Origin of the sequence: Hymenobacter ginkgonis (assembly GCF_009755225.1) — a bacterium.
In the GTDB taxonomy this organism is placed as follows: Bacteria; Bacteroidota; Bacteroidia; order Cytophagales; family Hymenobacteraceae; genus Hymenobacter; species Hymenobacter ginkgonis.
The window spans coordinates 1,060,048-1,077,807 of sequence record NZ_WQKZ01000003.1; the positions used below are offsets into that span (position 1 = coordinate 1,060,048).

A 17,760-nucleotide genomic window follows, 5' to 3' on the forward strand; every position below is an offset into this window, starting at 1 on the left:
CTGACAAGTAGCCGAAATTTAGCTGTCAACTTCTCCGGTAGCGGTTCTGAGCACCGGCAAGGCGAGCGGGTAGTGCACAGGTTGGTTGCGCAGCGCCCGCCGGGCGTTCACCAGGCTCATACCAAGTACCAGCCCGTAGCACCCTAGCAGCAGCAGGGCCCCCACTGGAAAGCAGAGCACCAGCAGCCCTACCCCCAGGCCGATGCCCAGCGTCATCGCTACCTGAAAATTCACGACTGCTCGCCCTTGGGTGTCAAGCCGGACATCCAGCGGGCGGGCATAAAGCCAAAAGAACAGCGGGGCCAGCACATGGGCGAAGGGCACTACCAAGCCCAGCAGCGGCAATAGGTGCAGCAGCGCCAGGGTGCCGTTGTCCTTCGCTGCCGGGCGGCTCGGCGTATCTGCCACAGGTGCTTGCGCCAGCTCTTGCACGGAGATGCCCAGCGCGCTGGCCAGTAGCGCGAGCGTGGTCAGCTGCGGAGTGCCCGCCGCCGCCTCAACGCGCTGGATGGTGCGGGCCGTGACGCCGGCTTGCTCCGCTAGCTGCTCCTGCGTGAGCCCGCGGCTAGTACGTTGGTGCAGCAGATTGCGCGCCACCAGTTCCTTGTTCATGGCCCCAAAATAGGCTATTTCCTTTTAGGCGGCCTCGGCCAAAAAAAGCTGCCGGCGTCAAGCTCGGCATACCAGGTAAGAACCAGGCGCAAATCGAGCAGCGGGAAATAGCTGATTAAGCCCGCGGCAAGGCCATGGGCATCCCATAAGAGCACCTTAGCCCAGTACGTGCCAAAGTAGGAAGAACGAAAACATACTGCCACTGTAAAATGAAAAAAGGCCCTTCTTGCTACCAAGAAGGGCCTTTTTGCTGAACGGTTGCGGTCTGGACGGGAATTAACCGTGTCTAGTTCGTTTTGCCTTACTTGGCTAAAAACCACGCTCAGACTGCGGCACGCGGCTTTTTGCGGGTTAGGCTGCTTCCTGCTGGGTAGAAGTACTTACGCTGTTGCCACCCTTTTTTGCCACCTGTCGAGCGGTCTTGCGGTAGGTTTCCACGAGCTCCGCCTCGTCAATGCCCACGTAGCGGTTGAAGCTGCTCTCGGTGCGGTGGCCGGTGGCCTGCATGACGGTGGTGCGCGGCACGCCCTGGGCGAGCTTAAGGGTAACAAAGGTCTTGCGGCCCACTTTGCTGGTGAGCGCGATGCGCGTGAGGCCCGCTAGTTGAGCGACCGTCGGCAGGTAGTCATCGAGGCCGGTGCCCACCGGCAGGCACGTGTCGAGGCCCAGGGAGCGGTATTTCTCAATGAGCGCCACCGGTCGGAACACGTCGTCGTCGAGAAAGGGCACCACGCAGGGCAGCTGCGTTTTGCCGGCTTTGATACGCACCACGTGGTGGGCGTAGTCGAGGTGGCGGGGGGCGAGCTTATTCGCGTCCGAGATGCGCAGGGCCAGGTAGGCGCACTGCAAAAACTTGTCGCGGGCGCGCTCCAGCGAGCGCAGCCGCTCCAGGATACGGTACTCATCCACCTGGCTGCGGCGCTGGCCCCGGCGGCGTGGGGTGTCGGCCGCGGCGGCATCGAGGCGCTCGTAGTGCTGGCGCACGAGCGTGCGGGCGTGTTCGGTGTAGAAGTCCACGCCGGCGATAGCCAGCAGCTCGCGCTGGGTCAGGGCATCGGCGCCGGTGGCCTGGTCGGGGGCCTCAAACTTGTGAAACTTGGGGCTCACGGCCAAATCGTTTTCCTCGCACCAGCCTAGAAAATTCTTCAGGGCCCGGATGTGCTTGCCGAAGGTGTTGAGGCCCTGGCCGCGCTGCTCGAAAAAATATTCCTGAAACTGCTGGTAGAAGGTCTTGTTCATGCCGGCCAGGCTCAGCTCGTGCTGGGTAGCCGCGGCGAAGGCCTGGAAGACGCTCAGCGAGTTCGCTAGGCTATCGAGGTAGGTCTTGCTCAGGCGCTGGCCGGTGCGCAGGTTCGTGCGCCGGCTCTGCTCGCCCAGCCACTGGTGGTAGTAGTCGGTGAAAGAGGGTGGGGTAGGGGCCGGCGGGGCCGGAATGGGCAGCAGGCCCGCCTGCTCCTGCCCCAGGCGGGCGTAGTGGCCCAGAATCGCGGCCTTCATGGCCGCTGGGTTCAGGCGCTGGCCGCTGAGCTGGGCCTCGTGGTAGGCGGCGTGGGCGGCCTCGGCGTAGGTGTCGAGCACCCGGTTAACCGTGTCCACGTGGGTGCCGGCTGCCCCGGTTTTGGCCTTGAGCAGCTCGCGCTTGGCGTCCCAGTCCTTGGGCAGGCACTTCTGGCCCGCGCCCAGGCGCAGGCGCTGGCTATCCCAGCAGAAGGTGAGCTGAATGCGCGCAAGGCCCGTTTTGCCGGCCCGTTCCGTCAAGAGCTGGCGGGTGACTTCCATAGGCCGGCAAGGTAGAACCTGGGGGCTGTACTTGGGCAATCACCCCGCGCGCTAGGCAAGTCCAGACCACCGCCTAGCCACCGGCTGGTGCGGCGGCGCGGCGGCCGCTACTTTGCGCTGGAGCTCCTGCACGGTCTGGGCTAGCTTGGCCTGGGTGGCGGGCAGGCGCTGGGGCAGCAAAAAGCCGGTGGTGCCGCTGGTCTGGACTTGCCGCAGCCAGTGCACGGCCGCCTCCAGGTCGTCAAAGAGGGTGGCCGAGAGCCAGGGCAGCCAGTTAACGACGGTTTGAACCATGTTGCGGCCCAGCAGCGAGGCGGAGCTAACCCAGGCGACCTGCTCGACGCCGGCCAGGGGCAGGTGCGGTAAAAACTCGCGCACCAGCCAGGTCGCGACGCTCCAGCTGACGCCCGTTACCTGGGTGTTATTGTTGAGTACCCTCGGGTAGGGGCGGTGCAGAAAGCAGCGCGCGAGCTCCACGCAGGCGACTTGCACGGCGGGCAAGGTCAGCTCGCCCTCCCAATCTAAAAAGAGCCAATTATTCTTGGAATCGTAATAGATAGAAAGGCACGGGGTTTTGCTGAGTAGATGTAGTTGCATAGAGGATAAGTAGGGTGGGAAGGCAAGAAAAGGGATTAATGTACGCGCGTGACGGCCGCTAATTGCTAGGCAAGATAAGAACGAATCTATTAGGTAAGTGCAAGATTGCGGGCGGGCCGTAGTGCGGGCTGCTGGGTGCCCTCAGGGGCGGGCGCGGCCCGTATCGGGCGCGACTCCCAGGCGCTTGGCAAAGGCCTCCACCAGGTGGCGTAGCTTGAGCTCGTCGGCGTAGAGGCGCGCGGGCGGCGCGCAGCCGGTGCTCAGGGGCTCGGGGGCCGTTTGTTGCAGCCAGGCCACGGCCCCTTCCACGTCGTCGAAGAGGCTGATGGCGATGTGGGGAAACAAGTTGAGCGTGTCGAGCACGTTGTTGCGGGCCCGCAGCGCGGGCGGGGCCACCCAGGCCATTTGCTCCACGCCGGTAAGCGTCAGGGCCGGCAGAAACTCGCTGGCCAGCCACCCGGCGACTTCGCGGCTCACGCTCGTCACCTGCTCGTTGCTATTGAGCACGCGCGGGTAGTAGTGGTCCAGAAAGCAGCGCGCAATGCCCAGGCAGGTGTGCTGCACCGAGGAGAGCGTCAGTTCCCCGTGCCAATCCACGAAAATCCAATTGTTCGTCCGGTCTACATACACCTCCGCGCGCGCAGCGGAGCATAAATGTTTTAAGTTCATCGCGTACGAACCTACTTCCTAGTGAAAGGTTGCATATAACTACTTAATAAATAAAATATTGGATAAGTGCAATGCATTGTTTATTGCAGCCCTTAGGAAGGCGGCGCTGTCTCGAGCGCAGGCGCTGGCCATCTCAGCAGAAGGTGAGCTGAATGCGCGCGAGGCCCGTTTTGCCGGCTCGTTCCATCAAGAGCTAGCGGGTTACTTCCATAAGTAAGGTGGAGCCTCTTGTGTGTACTCAGTTAATCACACGCCGCCCGCACCACGGCCCCGGTGCCCACGCGGTTGCCTTCCTGCGGGCTGGTAAGGTATAACTAGTATGGTGGAGGTTTAATCCCAGTTACATACATTTACTTCCCCTCTTTACCGCTCCCTGACTGCTCTTCTATGCACCAACTGATTTACACGAGCCATGCCACCTTCAGTATGACAGACAAAGATTTGCTGGCCCTGCTACGATGGTCGCGGGATTGGAATGAGCAGAAGGGCGTTACTGGGGTATTGCTCTACGGCGACAACCAGTTCGTGCAGGTGATAGAAGGACCAAAAGAGGTGGTGGCCTACTTGTATACGCACATCCTGCGCGACCGGCGTCACCACGGGGTGACAGAACTCGCCTACGGTCCCATTGTCCAGCGCATCTTCACGCAGTGGACCATGGGTTTTCACCCGGCTACCTCGGAGCACCTGGCCCAAGTCCGGGGCTATTTTAACCCCGAGCAGCTGGCCCTGCACAACCACAGCCTGAACACCCGCGATGAGTTGCTTTTTGACTTGCTTAAGGGCTTTGTAGAGAGTTCTACCAGTACCTGGTAGCGGGCACTGCCTGGCGCACCAAGCGAAAAAGGCGCGCTACCAAGTGGTAGCGGGCTAGGAGGGTATCTGGCGCCGTACCCGCTCCAGCACGGTCTCCATGCGCTCGACGCCCTCGGTTTGCTCGGTGATGCGGTAGTAGGCAAAAGAGAAATGCACATAGGCATCGAAGCTCAGGTGCTCGGCCACTTCCGGGGCTTCTTTTTGGAGCAGGTCGTACTCGTAGAGGTAGGCGCGCAGCAGGTCGCGGCGGTTGGCGTAGTGGTCGAGCGACTGACTGATGTCCATGAGGCAGAAAAGGTGGGAGTGAGAGTAAGTAATTTGGGTGGGGCTAGCGAATATAGGGAGCAAGCGGAGCTTCTAGTTGTTTGCTAGTCTAGTACTCGGGCCGCACCACGGCTCGGGTGCCCACGCGCAGGCGGTTGCCTTCCCAGCTGATGGTGAGTTGAATGTACCGTCCGTAGCTAGGGTGTCGAGGCGCAGCTGGCGGGTAATCTTCATAGGCGGCCAAGGTAGGAACTGGTAGTAGATACGGTGAAAACACAAATCCAACAATTCAGGATAGTACAGTACATTGCGAGCCCTATTCTGTTCTTATTAACGACTGATGCCGCGCACTTCTACCATCCGGTTTCTTACCCCAACTACCAATAAAAAGGGTGACTTATTCACCCGGCTCATGACGGATTTATTTCAGGCATTGGGCTATGACAATTTCCGCTTAGACGTTCAAAAGTCAGGTCGAGAAATTGATATTGAAGGGCAACACCGGCACGCCTCGCGTCTTCTGCGAGCTGAATGCAAAGCGCACGAGGACAAAATGGGAGGGACAGAGCTTAATACCTTTTATGGGGCAGTAACTCGGGAGCGCGATGAAGTTAAATTACCGATAGATGCTTATTTCGTATCATTAGGCGGTTTCACGGAAACTGCGAAAAGTCAGGAAGCAAAGACGAGCGATAAGCGGCTCATCTTACTAGATGGCCCTAAAATAATCTCGGAATTAGAGCACCACCGGCTGCTGGTTGATGATGCTGTTGCTACAGAGCAGGCTGGGCAATGTGCTGGTCGGGCTGGGCTAGCGCCAGGAATGCTAGAGAGTATCGAGCTACTGGCCTATGAGAAGGGTTATGCTAAGGCAGTATACTATGCTCAGCATAAGCAGCGAACCCATGTTGCTCTCATTCACGCTGATGGTACGCCTTTAGCCGATGCGCCAGCCAAAGAAGTGATAGAGGCTGACCAAACCCTTGGGGGTACTTTGCATCAATTAATTTACCTAGCCCCTGCTCCAGTAGTAGCCGACATACGCGTCGTACAGGAGGCGGCCTTACAACATTATCAACGTTGGTTGAATGAAGAATGCGCGTATGTTCAACTAGATGGATTGCCGGCTAATACTGATGTAAGCCCTACTAAGCTAAAGTTAGAGCGACTGTTTATTCCTCTTAAAGCAGTTCGTGTAAAGGAGGGGGGGCCACAAAGTGTTAGTATAGAAGTAAAAATTCCTCGCCATATTCAGAATGAATTTTTTTCAAATGTTTCTGAGGAGGAAATACAAGAAAGCTTCTTCAATAATAGAGAATACTTAAAAACGACAGAATCTATAAGTTCGCTACTGGTGTCAGGAGTAAGACTAGCTCTCCTTGCTCCGCCAGGTGGTGGCAAGAGTACCTTGCTGAAGCGGCTGGCTACTGAATATGGGTTTGCTGATCAACTAGTGAAGTTTGCCGATGAGATGCCGCCGCAGGATTGGCTGCCACTCATCATCCGTTGCCGCGACTTACAAGACCAGGCTAAGGAACCATTTATTGATTTGCTGGAAAAGCTGCCTAAACGATTAAGTATGCTGGCCGAACCAGCGGCAGCGTTCAAGGCTTATATCCACGAGTCATTGCAATTAGGCCGCGTACTGCTACTTATTGATGGGCTAGATGAGATTACGCAGGAAAGTAACCGCAAGGCTTTTACAAAGAACCTGCTTAGCTTTCTGTCGTTGTTTCCGCAAGTGACGCTGGTACTCACTTCGCGCGAAGCCGGTTTTAGACTAGTGGCCGACGTAGTTGCCAGTAAATGCGAAACATATAAATTGGCTCCCTTTGAGGAAGCAGATGTGCAACGCCTGTGCGTGCAGTGGCACGCTGAAGTTATCAATAACAGCGAGGAGGTACGCCAAAAAGCCCTCAAGCTTGCTAAAGATATTTGGGAAAACGAGCATATTCGGGGCCTTGCGGAAAACCCCTTATTACTCACTACGCTCCTAGTAGTCAACCGCCGCCGGGGTGGCGAACTGCCCAAAAATCGGACGATGCTCTACAGCAAGGCTGTTGAGGTATTAATTCAGACGTGGAATGCGGAAGCGTTCGAACCGCTCGACGAAGAAGAAACCCTCACGCAACTCTCGTACCTAGCCTGCTACATGATGGAAAAAGGCATTCAGCAGATAGGACGGCAAGAACTGATACGAACGCTGAAAGAGGCGCAGCAAACCGTACCTGAATTACGGCATACCCAAACTTCGCCTGCTAATTTCATCAAGCAGGTAGAATATCGGAGCAGCTTGTTGATGCAGGTAGGTACGAACATAATTGAGGACGAAGAACAAGAAGTTTTTGAATTTCGCCACCTTACGTTTCAAGAGTACTTGGCCGCTAAAGGCTATGTGGAAGGCTACCATCCTCGGGACAAAGAAGGATTATCCCTAGCGCAATTGCTAGCGCCGCACTTTGGGCAGTCAGCGTGGCGGGAGGTCATACCGCTGGCAGTCGTGTTGGCAAAACGCGGGGCTGAGGAAACAATTGCTATGCTAGTAGCACGGTGCGCAGCCACTACGCAGGAGAAAATACAGAATAATATTGTGCGGATGACGCCTGTAGACATTCTACGGCGCTGCTTGCTAGACGAGGTGCTTATTTCCTCTAACGAAACGCTGAATAATGCCTTACAGCAAGTAGGCCGACTGGCCCTTATGACCCACACTGGGGGAGATACCACGCGCAGTTTAGCCAGCGGAAAATTTGGGGAGCTATATCAGCAAGTAGTTGAGCAGGCTTATGTAGCCGACGGAACTGATTGGGAGGATTACACTATTGCTTTTGGAGAACTGAGCGAATACAAGGTAAGGCAGTTCTGCGGGGAAAATAATGGGCTATATATTGAAAAAGTCATTGAATTGCTGCGCACAGAAGAGCCATTGCTCCAGCTACGCGGCTTAGCGGCCCTGAAAGAGATTGGAATAGCACAGGGAATCCCCTGGCGTGGTATAAAAGGCGTTATACACTGGGTAACGGCTGACGCTAAGGTGCCATCTTTCAAGATGGTGCCTAGGCAAGCAGCGGTAATCTATGATTCGCTTGACCAATTGCTACACACTCGAAACGAACGAGTTTTAACGGCTGTAAGTCTAGCCCTACAAAGTGTACCTAGCATTATGCCGGTGGGTAGCCTGCCGCCAGCCTCCAGTATGGCTACGCTCTTTAAGCTGCTTGGTAGCATGGAAACAAATCCTTTTGAAAGTGACGCCAGCATGCGCTTATACAGTAGGATTACGCAAGCGTTTAATGCCCAACCTTTGCTCCATCGTGATGCTCTTCTAGAAGAGGGTTTTGGTAAAAGTTACACTAGCGACGCAAAAGCTATCGAAGCAACTAATAAGAGTCAGTCGATAACGCAGCTAGGCATTACAACTGCTTGGTACCGGCTTAGCCCTGTTACTGACGAAGAGCTACTGCGACAAATTGATTTATTCTTCAATACGGATTTAAATCCACGACTACAGACTGGTCGTGACCGAGAGTTGCCTAGGGTAGTAGAATTGCTAGCGGGCCTCGGGCAAGCCGGAGAAAAGTTATTTAAAGAGCGCGCAGAGCGACGTGAGGCAGAAAGAAAAAACCCGAGGATATTTGTTAGCTCCACATACAGCTTCTAAAGCAACAGGCCCCTACCGGTATCGGCAGGGGCCTGTTGCTTTAGAAGCTGTATGTGGAGCTAATGAGAATTTGATATTTCTTATCCATTATTTAAATGTCTTTTGAGCTTAGTTTGGTGCTTAAGGCTGCGCATCAGTATTTGTAAGCTGAATTGTTATAGCTGGTTTGTTGCCATAGCTCAAAGTATTTTGAATATCCTCAATTGATTTTCCATGCCTCATATCTTGTAAAGCCAAGCCAAGCACATAAAGCACATTAGCTGAAGCCAGCTCACTGTGTAGTGTATTGTCTGGAAATTTTGCTTTAATATTTAAATTTTTATCGTTGTACTCTTCGAGTAATTCATTTGCCAATTCTGATATAGTTTTTGCAGGCTGAGCAGGCTGCATGTTCATGCGCCGTATCAGTAAGGAAAAAGCAAGTGTCTGTATCACATCAATAAATAATTTTCTTAATATAACTGGCTCGCGCTGAGGTTTTTCATAGCCAAATAAGTCGGCTAATGCAACCACATGGTCTACGGTTGATGCTGAATCAAACAGTACATCGAAACCGCGACCGTTACGTTCAAAGTGAGCAGCCTTATTTCGAATTTTCTGTAGTTTCTTTAAGCCAGTAGCTTCCGCGTCCTGAATAAAGCCAAAGGCTTCAGCTATTAGCAGGCGAGCGCCGAAGGTACCAGCAGGCTCACCATGACGCAGTAGGGTAACAGCATTAGTAGGAGAAACACAGGCGTCAGAGATAATTAAACCTAATATCTCTTCTATATAAGCTGCTAGAATGAGTATCACTCCTCTATCTGATTCTTTTTCAAGAAGAGCATTCATCTCTTCGTTTGTCGGGAGCCACTTCAGCATATCAGCTTTAGAAGCTGGTTGAGTGCCAGTATTGTTCTGATTTCTAGAAGTCTCTTTCATAAGTGGAGGTGGTTTAATTTGGCCGGGTAAACCCACCCCGCAGTAGGTCCAGCATCTGGTCCTTACCCTCAATGATAGTAGCCTGCATCTTGAGCTGGCCATTGAGCAACTCTACTTGTTTAAGTAGGCTGTCCCGTTCGGCTTTTAAGGCATCGCGCTCTTTCTCGCAATCGGAGAGGTTATAATTATTGTTGGTCTGGTTGGCTGTTCCAGTATTAGTGCCAACCACATTTGTAGTGCGCGATACATTAAATGTTGCAGGGGTATCTTCATCTTCAATGCTGAATGATTTTAGATTGAATTTGCTAATAAGAACTCCCCATACATCTGCTGGAACGGACTGTACACCAGTCCTAATGCGGCTGATAAAATTTACATTCTGACCAAGTTCAGAACTCATTGCGCGCTCAGATGGGATGTTGTGCTCAGCCATAAGCTGTTGGGCTATAGCTAAGAATGTTCTATCCATTTCCGTCTTTGGACTTTTCTGCGCACCGGTTTTTTTATCGCTCATTCACAAATTGTTACACTGTATACACTAAAAAATGTACTGTAATTTTGTATCATGCACTAAAATAAAGCGTATGTTTGTGGCATGTACAGTACTGAGTGAGCGCAAGTAAGCGCACACCGGGTGAACTGTGCCAAACACAAGCCATGACTGAGCGCCAGAAATACCTGCGGTTGCTGTCCATCGTCATCGAGGAGTTGCCCAGCAGCGCCGTGGATGCCGCCGTGCGGGCGGGCTACGCGGCCCCCACCTCCATGCTCAATAATGTGCGCATCGGCCGCGTGCATAACCTGGAGCACTTGGTGGCGCTCGTGCGCTACGGCTTGCCCAAATACCAAATTCCGGCTGAGCTGCTGCCGGCCCCCGCGCCCATTTCCCTGCTGGCGTGATGGAAGAGCGCGCTCCTTACTACACGGCTCCTAAGCCACCCCGCAACCTGGCCGCTTCCGTCGCCACCTGGCTGCGCGAGCAGGGCAGGGGCACGCCCTGCGCCTGCCCTACCCGCTGCGCCTCGAGCGTCGTGCGCTCGCACCTCTGGAGCCGCGAGCAAGGCATGTACTTTACCTGGCAGCGAGTGCGGAGCCTGGGCCAGGTCCAGGCGCTGCTTTGGGCCCAGCCGGTAATTGCAGCAGGCGCTCCACCTGGGGCATCACGCGCCGCAGCAGGGCCCGCAGGCGCAGCCAGTCGGCCATCTGGTTGATGTGCGTCAGCTCCCCGCCCTGCAGATCGGCTAGGCGCACCCGCAGGGGCTCCAGCGCCTGAATGGCGCACACGACTTCCAGCAGCTCGTCCACCAACGGTTCGGTGCTGTGGAGGCGGTAGTAGCGCTGAAAGGTGTGGTCGGCCAAGTGGAAAAGTACCTGGGCGTGCGTCCAATGCAGATCGAGGCTACCGTCGGCAAACAGCACCTGGGGCAAGTAAAATTGAATCAGCGCTAACCGACGCGCCGGGGTAGCGGCCGTAGCTGCCAAAAAAGCGGCCGACATAGGGAAACGTGGGAGAAAAGCTGAAGCATATATACGAAGTAACGCCTTTTTTTTCACATCCCCCTCATGACTGACAAACAAAAATATTACCATCTGCTCGGCGAAGTATGCGAGGCAATGCCCGCTTCGGCCGTGGATAGTGCTATTCGGGCCGGCTACGGCCAGGAGCACAAGTCGGCCAGTACGCGCCTGCACCATGTCAAGCAAGGCAAGGTGGCCTCGCTGCCCGATTTGGTGGCCCTGATTCGGGCCTCCATGCCGGGCTACGACATCCCCGCCCACCTGCTGCCCGACGAAACCGTGCCGGCCGTGGCCGCCCCGCTCTTTACCTAATTCTCCCTCTCTTTCCCCTGCTTTCTTCTCACGCCCCATGCACCTGAACACGACCCCCGCGCCCCCGGCCGGCATGCCCTGCATCCGCGATTTGCACGAGCTGCTGCGCGACCACCTGCCCCCGCAACTCGTGATGCTTACCCCCTTGCAGGAGCTGGAGCGCCGACTACACGAAATCGCAGCCCAGCACCCGCGCTTTCGGGAGGAAACGCCTCTGGTGCTGGCCGGCGAAATCAAGCGCCGCTACCGCTACAGTCGCTTTCTGGAAGGGGCTGCTACCCACGTGCAAGTCGCCTAGTCCCATGCCCAAGCTTCTGACTTTCCCCCGCGTCTCGCTCACCGACGCCCGCACCGGCAAGCGGGTGCGCGTCTCGGCCTTCGCCCCCGGCGATGCGCTCGTACCCGCCCCGCAGCCCATTCTGGGCTACTGCTACACCACCCAAAACAACTGGACGGTGTACGTAGCGGGCTCCATGCCGCCCGCCCTGCGCACGGCCGTGGAGGAGGGCTACACCGACCAGGAGGTGCTGCTGGTAGCCGAGCTGCCCGCCGGCATCCAGGAAATAACCCTGCCCGACCACCGCCGCGAATTCAGCCTCAAAAAGGCCGCCTAGTCTTTCTCCCTTCACTCCCCCTTAGCTCCTCGTTGCCATGACGGCTGCCGAACTGCCCACCGTAGGCTACCTCGACCAGTGGTTTCGCGCCCTGCTGGCCCGCGTGGAGGCGCAGCAAGCCGCCGCTACCCCCGCGCCCGCTACCGTGGTGCTCTACAGCGTGGGCAGCCTGGCCGAGGTACTCGACTGCGACCCGAGCACCGTGCGCCGCTGGCTGCGCGAGGGCAAGCAGGTAAAGGATAAGAAGGGTAACGATAACACTATCAAGCTGCAAGCCTACTATTTCTCGTCGGAGGCCCGCATTCCGTGGCCCGCGCTGCTGGCCTACGAGCGGGGCGAGGCCTTCGACTTGGCCAGCCTGCCCGCGCCCACGGCCGCGCCCCCGAGGCCCGGCACCGTGGCCGAAGTGCCCGCCCGGCCCGAGGCGCCGCCGCTGCGCCTGGCCTCCTAGCCACCCTGCCTGATTTCACCCCCTTCATCTCCCTTCTCACCTCCGCATGTCCGTCCACACCCTCACCATCGACGACTTTATGCAGCTTACCAAAAAGCAGCTCGAATTTGCCCTGCGCCTGTTTCGCCAGGAATTAGATAGAAGCATCCGCCGCCTCATCGAGGACGAGGCTTCGTGGGCCAGCGAGCAGGTGCTCGACGAGCTCAACCACCTGCTGACCCTGCGCAAGGTCTTTCTGGTGCGCCTGCAGGAGCTGCACGAGGAAAGCCGGCAGCTGGGCCTGCCGGTGCCGTTGCCCTATCGCCAGAGTGAATTTAACGCGGTCGCCTAGTATGCCGACGCTCACGATTTACACTTTAGCGCCCCCGAGCTACGGCGCCCGGGCGTTTGCCGATTACCTGGCGACGCAATTAAGGTCCCCGGTGCGCCTGCGGCCACTTTCCGAGCTGCCGGCTCCCCAGGGCGAGCGGCGCAGCTCGCTGCGCCTCGAGCGCCAGGAGTTGCGCCAAGACCTGGCTGTCATTGGCTGGCACTTAGAACAATATGCTCAGGGGCGCTGCCTGCCCGATGCCGGCCACCAAAACGGCCTGCTGGCCGACCGCGACGCCCTGCGCTCGCGCCTGCGGGCCGTGGAGCGGACCCTCGGGGTGCCCGCGCCGGAATAGGGGAGGATTGCCTCCAACACTCCTCGTCTTTTGGAAGATGGGCGCGCCCAGGGTGGGACCTCTTAGCGCGCCCAGCTGGCTTCAAAGCTGGCCGGGGAACTAGTACGCAGTTGCAACCTGCGCAATTTTCTCCGTTAACTATCTCTTAACTACTTATGTACCGGCCAGCCTTTGCGCCCTCCAAACTGCGCCTCAACTACGAAAAGACCTGGCAGACGCTCACGCGCCTGTTCAAGCAGCCCGGCCTCATCAAGCCGGCCAAACGACCGGAACATTTAGAGGAGGCCCTTGCCCCTCAGAAGTTTAAGCTCCCAAAGATAAAAGGCAATGTGGTCCACACGATGAAGGAAATAGTAAATATTTTCATCGCAAACTACCAAAAAGCCCCGGGGCCCCTCAACCTGGCCATCCAGACCACCCGCCAGGGCTTGATGAAGCGAGGCAATAACCACGACCCGAAAACCGCCTATCGCCATGTTCTGGCGCTTATTGAAGCGGGCTTCCTGCGGGGCAAGGTGCAAATCAAGGGCGGCCTGCAATTGCTCATCAACCCGGCCTGCCTCGTGTTCGACGCGGCCCCAGCGGTGGCCGCTGCGGCCCTCGCTCCCCTGCTCACGCCCACCGTAGCCCCGGTGGCGCTAACGCCCGCCCAGGGCCTAGCCAGCCTGCTGGCGGCCAGCCCAAAATTGAACGGGAATAGGTGGAAAACTTCTTAAAAAACCCTATGCGGGCATTTTGGGCATCTTTATAAGATTGGTCCTCTCATAAATGCTATGAAGCATAGGAACGTCGGTTTTGGGCCGACTTATCCACGCCCCAGCTGTCAATAACCGGGGCTAGCTAGAAAAAAAAGGAGGGGGGCGCCGCGCCGCGCGGCCCGCCCGGCACCCAGGCCACCGCCCTCGGCGCGTGGGTAGGGGCCGCTTTTGCCCAAATTTTAAAAAACCCAGTCGTGCACCTCACATCTCCCACCCCACCCGGCCTGAGCGCGAAAGCCGCCCGCGCCGCCGACAAACAGATTTCCCTGCTCAGCATCATGGCCAAGCTCGGCCACGCACCGGCCGGCCCGCCGGCGGCGGGCGGCAATTACTGGTACACCTCGCCTTTCCGACCGGAAGAAAAAACGCCTTCCTTCGTGGTGAGCGAGCATAAGAACGTGTGGGTCGATTTCGGCCGCGCTCCCAAGCCCGGCAAGAAGGCCGCCGGCGGCGATGTGCTCCAGCTCATCATGGACCTCACTGGCTTCGAGCTGCCGCTGGCCCGCCAGACGCTGCGCGCCTGGGCCGCCGACCTGGCCACGCCGGCTGAGCTGGCCCTACCCCCCGCCCCGGTGGGCGAAACCCTCACCACCGGCAAGGTCACCTTCAGCGACGTGCGCGTGGAGCCCTTGCAGTGGAAGCCGCTGGTCGAGTACCTGGTGAGCCGGGGCATCAACTGGCCCCTGTTGCAGCAGAGTGGTAAGAATCTGGCCCACTTGCAGCAGATTTTCTACCGCACCAGCACCAGCCTGCGCGAGAAGCCCTACTTCGGGCTGGGTTGGAAAACGAGTGCCGGCTGGGAGGTGCGCAACCAGCGTTTCCAGGGCACCATCGGCGGCAAGGGCCTCACCTGGCTGCCGGGCCGTGAGCCGGGCGTCATCTTATTCGAGGGCTTCATGGATTACCTAAGTGCCCTTACGTACTTCAAAAAGTCCTCCTTCCCGCAAACGGTGCTCGTGCTCAACTCGGCCGCGCTGCTCCTGGAGGCTCTACCGCAGCTGTTGGAGGCCCCGGTGGTGCACTGGTTCGGCGACAACGACCAGGCCGGCGAGCGGGCGCTGTGGCTGCTGCGCCAGGCTCTACCCCCCGGCCGGCTCGTAAACCACAACGAGCTATACCGCGGCTACAAGGATTTCAACGACTTCCTGACCCGCACCCCGCCCACGAAGCCCCTACCCCCCAAGCGGGCCGAGCCGAGCAAGCTCAGCCTCACGGCGACTTATTGGCTCTGGGTGGTCTTCACCGACCGTGCCCCCGGCACGCCGGCAGCCGAAGGCAAAAAGCGCATGTGCACTTTCTACTCGTGGACCAACGACGCCACCGGCCTGGAATACCTGCGAGTGCTGCGCAACCGCCTGGGTTACCAAATCAGCTACTACCGCCTGTGCGAGCGCACCACTGGCCGGCAATACAAGATTCTGGAGTGGGCCGGCCTCTACCATACGCAACCTGTCAAAATCAGCCATGAAACTGCCATCTAACCTAACCGATGCGGCTACTTTCTTAGCGCGCACCTTCAATGATTACGCCGGTGGCGAATCACAAGTCATGTTTTTAGGGCGCGACCAGCAAGGCCGGGTCGGCGTAGTCGTCAGCTGGGAGGGGGACGAAATGGTGTGCGCCATGCTGATAGAAGCTTTTTTAGTCAAGCAAGGCGAGACGATTATCCACCGCAGCCAGAAGAAGGCAGGTAAAACCCTGCTGGTCTATAAAACCAAGCCGCACCCGCGCTAATGAGACTGCCGCACCTTGACCAACGCATTCACTTGCACTGGGGCGAGGCCGAGCAGCTGGCCGCGGCCATCGAATGGGTGCTATGCGCGCAGCTCGAGCCCCCGGCCCGGCCGAACCTGGCCATGGTGCTCAGCTTCGGGCCCCTGTACCGGGTGCGTGGTCGGCTCCAGGGCCGGGCGCGGCGCGAGCACCACCACGCAGGGCCACTGCCAAAGCGGCCCTGGCAGTTGACGCTGCGCTACGACGAAGTGGTGGCCTTGATGCTGATTCTGCCCAGCGCCCCCGCGGCAGGGTTAGCCTGGGGTGCCATTCAGCGCGCCAGCCTAAATCTAGAGCGGGTTATAGCCTTTGCCTAGGCGGGTAGCTAGGCAGGGCCGGAAATTCCAGGCATTCCGTGATTTGGTCGAGGGTGAGGCGGCCGCGGTTAAATTGGTCAATAAGCTGGCTTTCAGCAGACGTTGCGGGCAAGGCAGGGCCTTTGCCGTAGGCTACCAGCACATACTGGTAACCCTCCACAATGGCGTAGTAATAAGTAAGCACGATAAATAAACGAACTAGCAATACTATAGACGCTACAAAAATAGCGTCTGGCAGCGGTAGTAGTCTATAAAAGATGCAATTCTTGAGCGGTAACCTGGGCTAATTGGCAGCGGTGCGCGTGGGTAATAGCAGGGGGCGGTGCTGCTGCTCCTGCTGGACGAGGGCGCGCTCCGCCTGCAGGTATTCGAGCAGGTGTTCGTAGCTGATGTGGCCTAACTCGTACTGCCGAAGCAGCATCGATTTAAAGGTCGAGTCCGGATGGCCTGTTTTGGCTAGGTGCGCGCTGATGACCATCGGAAGAGTTGCTCGGACTGAAGGACTGGGCCGGTCGGCAGGAGGCCGCCGCTGGAGGGTGCTTCGTCTAAGGGGCTCTTCCATCTGGGTAAGCTACGAAGCATTTGGGGTCAGCCGGGGGGATCTACGCGCGGGCCGCCCCGAGTGGATTCCCAACTGGACCAATTAAGTATAGGCCGCCAGCCGCATCGGCTGTCTCAAAATAAGTATTGCCAAAAAACACTGCGAAATCGACCCCGTCCGGGCCGTTTTTATGCCTTCTAACTTGTCTTCCAAAAACCACCTGGTTAACATGACACAAGAACCCATTCCCGTCGTGCTCTTCGCCCGTGTCAGCAGCGAGGCCCAGGACTTCGGCCGGCAGCTGCGCGACTTGCAGCGCCACGCCGAGCGCGCCGGCTGCCAGGTGGTGGCCACGATTGCTGAGAAGCTCTCGGGCTCCCGCCGCAGCCGGGCCAAGCGCCCCGACCTCGACCAGCTGCTAAGCCTGGCCAAGTCGGGCAAGGTGCGCCAGGTGCTTGTCACCGAACTCAGTCGCCTCGGCCGGCGCGCCCGCGAGACGCGCCAGGTGGTCGAGGAGCTGGCCGACCTCAAAGTGTCGGTTTACGCCCTTAACATTCAGCTGGGCTCGCTGCTGCCGAGTGGCCAGCCCAACCCCATTGCCCGACTGATTATGACGGTGCTCATGGAAGTGGACGAAATGGAGACCGAGCGCCTGGGGCAGCGGATTCGCTCGGGGCAGGAAAAAGCCTATGCGGCGGGTCGGCAGAAGGGCCGGCCGGTGGGCACCACGCAGGCCGAAAGTAAGCTGGTAAATAAGTACCCGAAAGTGGTCAAATATTTGCATAATGGCCTAACTGTGCGCGAAATTGCTGGGCTGTGCGCCTGTTCCACCAATACGGTGCTCAAAGTGAAGGCGGCCTTGGCCTCGTCCCCGGCCATCACACTTTCGTCCTAAAAAGCTGCCTTGGGTAGCTCCACCTTTGTTGCGGATACATCTACCCCCTTCTGTGAAGAATACCCCTATTTTCGCTATTCCCGTTCGCCCCCATGTGCGCCAGTTTATGCTCTATAAGTATGGCCCGGCACAGCCGCATGCGGTGCACCAGAATACGTTCTTAGGGCGGGTAGTCCGCATGAAGATTGAGAAGCAGCCGTTCCGGCAGCTGCGGCAGGCGGAAAAGCCGGAGGGCAGTGTCTACCAGCTCACGCTGCCCACGGCCCTGCGCCACTACACCATCTCGCCCGAGTCGGCCAAGCAAATGGGGGAGATGTTCGATAAGCTCTTTCAGGAAGCGCTTATCATGTTCGTCATTGGCCAAGTCATCGCCACGGGCAACGAGCGCAAGGCTTTGCGCAGCTTCTGCAAGCTCTACGGTATCGACCCCAGTGATGCCGACTTAGAGGTGCTGCGCAAAGTGTACCGCGACTACAAGGAAAAGGTGCTGGAAGACAACGGGCAGGCAGATTTGCTGAACTGGCCCGAATCGCAGGAGCTGTTTTCTGACTTCGCGGTTCGGTCCTAAAAGGGGGTAGTAGGGGCCTGTTCCTTTGGAAC

General features: G+C 57.7%; 26 protein-coding genes. 15 read left to right on the forward strand and 11 right to left on the reverse strand.

Features of this window, described 5'->3' with window-relative positions:
• Positions 1–18 precede the first annotated feature (18 nt).
• The 4 genes from GO988_RS15870 to GO988_RS15885 all read right to left on the reverse strand — a co-directional run bounded on the left by GO988_RS15870 (position 19) and on the right by GO988_RS15885 (position 3,585).
• Positions 19–612, reverse strand: coding sequence for a helix-turn-helix domain-containing protein (locus tag GO988_RS15870; protein WP_157567180.1), 594 nt, complete (start codon positions 610–612; stop codon positions 19–21).
• Between the two features lie 351 nt (positions 613–963).
• Entirely contained in the window at positions 964–2,391 is a 1,428-nt protein-coding gene (locus tag GO988_RS15875) for a phage integrase SAM-like domain-containing protein (RefSeq protein WP_157567182.1), read from the reverse strand.
• Positions 2,392–2,442: 51 nt separating this feature from the next.
• Complete coding sequence (locus GO988_RS15880; protein ID WP_157567184.1) at positions 2,443–2,988, reverse strand: SpoIIAA family protein; 546 nt, start codon at positions 2,986–2,988, stop codon at positions 2,443–2,445.
• 141 nt (positions 2,989–3,129) lie between these two features.
• Positions 3,130–3,585, reverse strand: coding sequence for a hypothetical protein (locus tag GO988_RS15885; RefSeq protein ID WP_157567186.1), 456 nt, complete (start codon positions 3,583–3,585; stop codon positions 3,130–3,132).
• A gap of 459 nt (positions 3,586–4,044) precedes the next feature.
• Here GO988_RS15885 and GO988_RS15890 point away from each other — a divergent pair, with 459 nt between their 5' ends.
• Complete coding sequence (locus GO988_RS15890; protein ID WP_157567188.1) at positions 4,045–4,473, forward strand: BLUF domain-containing protein; 429 nt, start codon at positions 4,045–4,047, stop codon at positions 4,471–4,473.
• A gap of 54 nt (positions 4,474–4,527) precedes the next feature.
• Here GO988_RS15890 and GO988_RS15895 read toward each other — a convergent pair whose 3' ends face one another.
• Both GO988_RS15895 and GO988_RS24460 read right to left on the reverse strand, forming a co-directional pair.
• A complete protein-coding gene (locus GO988_RS15895; protein WP_157567190.1) occupies positions 4,528–4,758 on the reverse strand; it encodes a hypothetical protein in 231 nt (76 codons plus the stop codon).
• A gap of 88 nt (positions 4,759–4,846) precedes the next feature.
• Positions 4,847–4,981 (reverse strand): hypothetical protein, encoded by a 135-nt coding sequence (locus tag GO988_RS24460; RefSeq protein ID WP_262885689.1) that lies wholly within the window; start codon positions 4,979–4,981, stop codon positions 4,847–4,849.
• Positions 4,982–5,077: 96 nt separating this feature from the next.
• Here GO988_RS24460 and GO988_RS15900 point away from each other — a divergent pair, with 96 nt between their 5' ends.
• On the forward strand, positions 5,078–8,398 hold the full coding sequence (locus GO988_RS15900; RefSeq protein ID WP_157567192.1) for an NACHT domain-containing protein: 3,321 nt from the start codon (positions 5,078–5,080) through the stop codon (positions 8,396–8,398).
• A gap of 120 nt (positions 8,399–8,518) precedes the next feature.
• Here GO988_RS15900 and GO988_RS15905 read toward each other — a convergent pair whose 3' ends face one another.
• Positions 8,519–9,316 (reverse strand): hypothetical protein, encoded by a 798-nt coding sequence (locus GO988_RS15905; RefSeq protein ID WP_157567194.1) that lies wholly within the window; start codon positions 9,314–9,316, stop codon positions 8,519–8,521.
• Positions 9,317–9,329: 13 nt separating this feature from the next.
• Positions 9,330–9,830, reverse strand: a complete 501-nt coding sequence (locus tag GO988_RS15910; RefSeq protein ID WP_157567196.1) for a hypothetical protein — start codon at positions 9,828–9,830, stop codon at positions 9,330–9,332.
• Between the two features lie 143 nt (positions 9,831–9,973).
• Here GO988_RS15910 and GO988_RS15915 point away from each other — a divergent pair, with 143 nt between their 5' ends.
• Positions 9,974–10,216, forward strand: coding sequence for a hypothetical protein (locus tag GO988_RS15915; protein ID WP_157567198.1), 243 nt, complete (start codon positions 9,974–9,976; stop codon positions 10,214–10,216).
• A gap of 171 nt (positions 10,217–10,387) precedes the next feature.
• Here GO988_RS15915 and GO988_RS15920 read toward each other — a convergent pair whose 3' ends face one another.
• Positions 10,388–10,813, reverse strand: a complete 426-nt coding sequence (locus GO988_RS15920; RefSeq protein ID WP_157567200.1) for a hypothetical protein — start codon at positions 10,811–10,813, stop codon at positions 10,388–10,390.
• A gap of 66 nt (positions 10,814–10,879) precedes the next feature.
• Between GO988_RS15920 and GO988_RS15925 the strand changes: the two genes are divergently transcribed.
• The 10 genes from GO988_RS15925 (at position 10,880) to GO988_RS15970 (ending at position 15,724) form a co-directional block, all read left to right on the forward strand.
• Complete coding sequence (locus GO988_RS15925; RefSeq protein WP_157567202.1) at positions 10,880–11,146, forward strand: hypothetical protein; 267 nt, start codon at positions 10,880–10,882, stop codon at positions 11,144–11,146.
• A gap of 37 nt (positions 11,147–11,183) precedes the next feature.
• Positions 11,184–11,444: a hypothetical protein gene (locus GO988_RS15930; RefSeq protein WP_157567204.1), complete on the forward strand. Its 261-nt coding sequence runs from the start codon at positions 11,184–11,186 to the stop codon at positions 11,442–11,444.
• A 4-nt stretch (positions 11,445–11,448) separates the two neighbouring features.
• Entirely contained in the window at positions 11,449–11,760 is a 312-nt protein-coding gene (locus GO988_RS15935) for a hypothetical protein (RefSeq protein WP_157567206.1), read from the forward strand.
• Between the two features lie 37 nt (positions 11,761–11,797).
• Positions 11,798–12,211, forward strand: a complete 414-nt coding sequence (locus GO988_RS15940; protein ID WP_157567209.1) for a hypothetical protein — start codon at positions 11,798–11,800, stop codon at positions 12,209–12,211.
• Positions 12,212–12,257: 46 nt separating this feature from the next.
• A complete protein-coding gene (locus GO988_RS15945; protein ID WP_157567211.1) occupies positions 12,258–12,542 on the forward strand; it encodes a hypothetical protein in 285 nt (94 codons plus the stop codon).
• 1 nt (position 12,543) lies between these two features.
• Positions 12,544–12,876 carry a hypothetical protein gene (locus GO988_RS15950; RefSeq protein ID WP_157567213.1) on the forward strand — a complete coding sequence of 111 codons (333 nt, stop codon included), beginning with the start codon at positions 12,544–12,546 and terminating at the stop codon, positions 12,874–12,876.
• 155 nt (positions 12,877–13,031) lie between these two features.
• Positions 13,032–13,592 carry a hypothetical protein gene (locus tag GO988_RS15955; protein ID WP_157567216.1) on the forward strand — a complete coding sequence of 187 codons (561 nt, stop codon included), beginning with the start codon at positions 13,032–13,034 and terminating at the stop codon, positions 13,590–13,592.
• A gap of 236 nt (positions 13,593–13,828) precedes the next feature.
• Positions 13,829–15,115 carry a toprim domain-containing protein gene (locus tag GO988_RS24465; RefSeq protein WP_157567218.1) on the forward strand — a complete coding sequence of 429 codons (1,287 nt, stop codon included), beginning with the start codon at positions 13,829–13,831 and terminating at the stop codon, positions 15,113–15,115.
• Positions 15,099–15,368 carry a hypothetical protein gene (locus GO988_RS15965; RefSeq protein ID WP_157567220.1) on the forward strand — a complete coding sequence of 90 codons (270 nt, stop codon included), beginning with the start codon at positions 15,099–15,101 and terminating at the stop codon, positions 15,366–15,368. Before GO988_RS24465 ends, GO988_RS15965 begins: the two co-directional genes overlap by 17 nt.
• Positions 15,368–15,724 (forward strand): hypothetical protein, encoded by a 357-nt coding sequence (locus GO988_RS15970; protein ID WP_157567222.1) that lies wholly within the window; start codon positions 15,368–15,370, stop codon positions 15,722–15,724. The genes GO988_RS15965 and GO988_RS15970 overlap by 1 nt, the downstream gene beginning before the upstream one ends.
• Here the strand turns inward: GO988_RS15970 and GO988_RS15975 are convergent.
• Both GO988_RS15975 and GO988_RS15980 read right to left on the reverse strand, forming a co-directional pair.
• Positions 15,708–15,908 carry a hypothetical protein gene (locus GO988_RS15975; protein ID WP_157567224.1) on the reverse strand — a complete coding sequence of 67 codons (201 nt, stop codon included), beginning with the start codon at positions 15,906–15,908 and terminating at the stop codon, positions 15,708–15,710. The genes GO988_RS15970 and GO988_RS15975 overlap by 17 nt on opposite strands.
• Before the next feature lie 99 nt (positions 15,909–16,007).
• On the reverse strand, positions 16,008–16,202 hold the full coding sequence (locus tag GO988_RS15980) for a hypothetical protein (RefSeq protein ID WP_157567226.1): 195 nt from the start codon (positions 16,200–16,202) through the stop codon (positions 16,008–16,010).
• Positions 16,203–16,494: 292 nt separating this feature from the next.
• Here GO988_RS15980 and GO988_RS15985 point away from each other — a divergent pair, with 292 nt between their 5' ends.
• Both GO988_RS15985 and GO988_RS15990 read left to right on the forward strand, forming a co-directional pair.
• On the forward strand, positions 16,495–17,160 hold the full coding sequence (locus GO988_RS15985) for a recombinase family protein (protein ID WP_198172804.1): 666 nt from the start codon (positions 16,495–16,497) through the stop codon (positions 17,158–17,160).
• Between the two features lie 52 nt (positions 17,161–17,212).
• Positions 17,213–17,728: a hypothetical protein gene (locus tag GO988_RS15990; protein WP_157567230.1), complete on the forward strand. Its 516-nt coding sequence runs from the start codon at positions 17,213–17,215 to the stop codon at positions 17,726–17,728.
• Positions 17,729–17,760 lie beyond the last annotated feature (32 nt).

What these genes read in the sequence shown, in the direction of transcription:
- GO988_RS15935 (WP_157567206.1), top strand. Translation starts at nt 11,449, where the DNA reads ATGCCCAAGCTTCTGACTTTCCCCCGCGTCTCGCTCACCGACGCCCGC.
- GO988_RS15980 (WP_157567226.1), bottom strand. Translation starts at nt 16,202, where the DNA reads ATGGTCATCAGCGCGCACCTAGCCAAAACAGGCCATCCGGACTCGACC.
- GO988_RS15910 (WP_157567196.1), bottom strand. Translation starts at nt 9,830, where the DNA reads ATGAGCGATAAAAAAACCGGTGCGCAGAAAAGTCCAAAGACGGAAATG.
- GO988_RS15965 (WP_157567220.1), top strand. Translation starts at nt 15,099, where the DNA reads ATGAAACTGCCATCTAACCTAACCGATGCGGCTACTTTCTTAGCGCGC.
- GO988_RS15950 (WP_157567213.1), top strand. Translation starts at nt 12,544, where the DNA reads ATGCCGACGCTCACGATTTACACTTTAGCGCCCCCGAGCTACGGCGCC.
- GO988_RS15955 (WP_157567216.1), top strand. Translation starts at nt 13,032, where the DNA reads ATGTACCGGCCAGCCTTTGCGCCCTCCAAACTGCGCCTCAACTACGAA.
- GO988_RS15945 (WP_157567211.1), top strand. Translation starts at nt 12,258, where the DNA reads ATGTCCGTCCACACCCTCACCATCGACGACTTTATGCAGCTTACCAAA.
- GO988_RS15900 (WP_157567192.1), top strand. Translation starts at nt 5,078, where the DNA reads ATGCCGCGCACTTCTACCATCCGGTTTCTTACCCCAACTACCAATAAA.
- GO988_RS15915 (WP_157567198.1), top strand. Translation starts at nt 9,974, where the DNA reads ATGACTGAGCGCCAGAAATACCTGCGGTTGCTGTCCATCGTCATCGAG.
- GO988_RS15890 (WP_157567188.1), top strand. Translation starts at nt 4,045, where the DNA reads ATGCACCAACTGATTTACACGAGCCATGCCACCTTCAGTATGACAGAC.
- GO988_RS15870 (WP_157567180.1), bottom strand. Translation starts at nt 612, where the DNA reads ATGAACAAGGAACTGGTGGCGCGCAATCTGCTGCACCAACGTACTAGC.
- GO988_RS15985 (WP_198172804.1), top strand. Translation starts at nt 16,495, where the DNA reads ATGACACAAGAACCCATTCCCGTCGTGCTCTTCGCCCGTGTCAGCAGC.
- GO988_RS15970 (WP_157567222.1), top strand. Translation starts at nt 15,368, where the DNA reads ATGAGACTGCCGCACCTTGACCAACGCATTCACTTGCACTGGGGCGAG.
- GO988_RS15920 (WP_157567200.1), bottom strand. Translation starts at nt 10,813, where the DNA reads ATGTCGGCCGCTTTTTTGGCAGCTACGGCCGCTACCCCGGCGCGTCGG.
- GO988_RS15940 (WP_157567209.1), top strand. Translation starts at nt 11,798, where the DNA reads ATGACGGCTGCCGAACTGCCCACCGTAGGCTACCTCGACCAGTGGTTT.
- GO988_RS15875 (WP_157567182.1), bottom strand. Translation starts at nt 2,391, where the DNA reads ATGGAAGTCACCCGCCAGCTCTTGACGGAACGGGCCGGCAAAACGGGC.
- GO988_RS15925 (WP_157567202.1), top strand. Translation starts at nt 10,880, where the DNA reads ATGACTGACAAACAAAAATATTACCATCTGCTCGGCGAAGTATGCGAG.
- GO988_RS15880 (WP_157567184.1), bottom strand. Translation starts at nt 2,988, where the DNA reads ATGCAACTACATCTACTCAGCAAAACCCCGTGCCTTTCTATCTATTAC.
- GO988_RS15895 (WP_157567190.1), bottom strand. Translation starts at nt 4,758, where the DNA reads ATGGACATCAGTCAGTCGCTCGACCACTACGCCAACCGCCGCGACCTG.
- GO988_RS15905 (WP_157567194.1), bottom strand. Translation starts at nt 9,316, where the DNA reads ATGAAAGAGACTTCTAGAAATCAGAACAATACTGGCACTCAACCAGCT.
- GO988_RS15930 (WP_157567204.1), top strand. Translation starts at nt 11,184, where the DNA reads ATGCACCTGAACACGACCCCCGCGCCCCCGGCCGGCATGCCCTGCATC.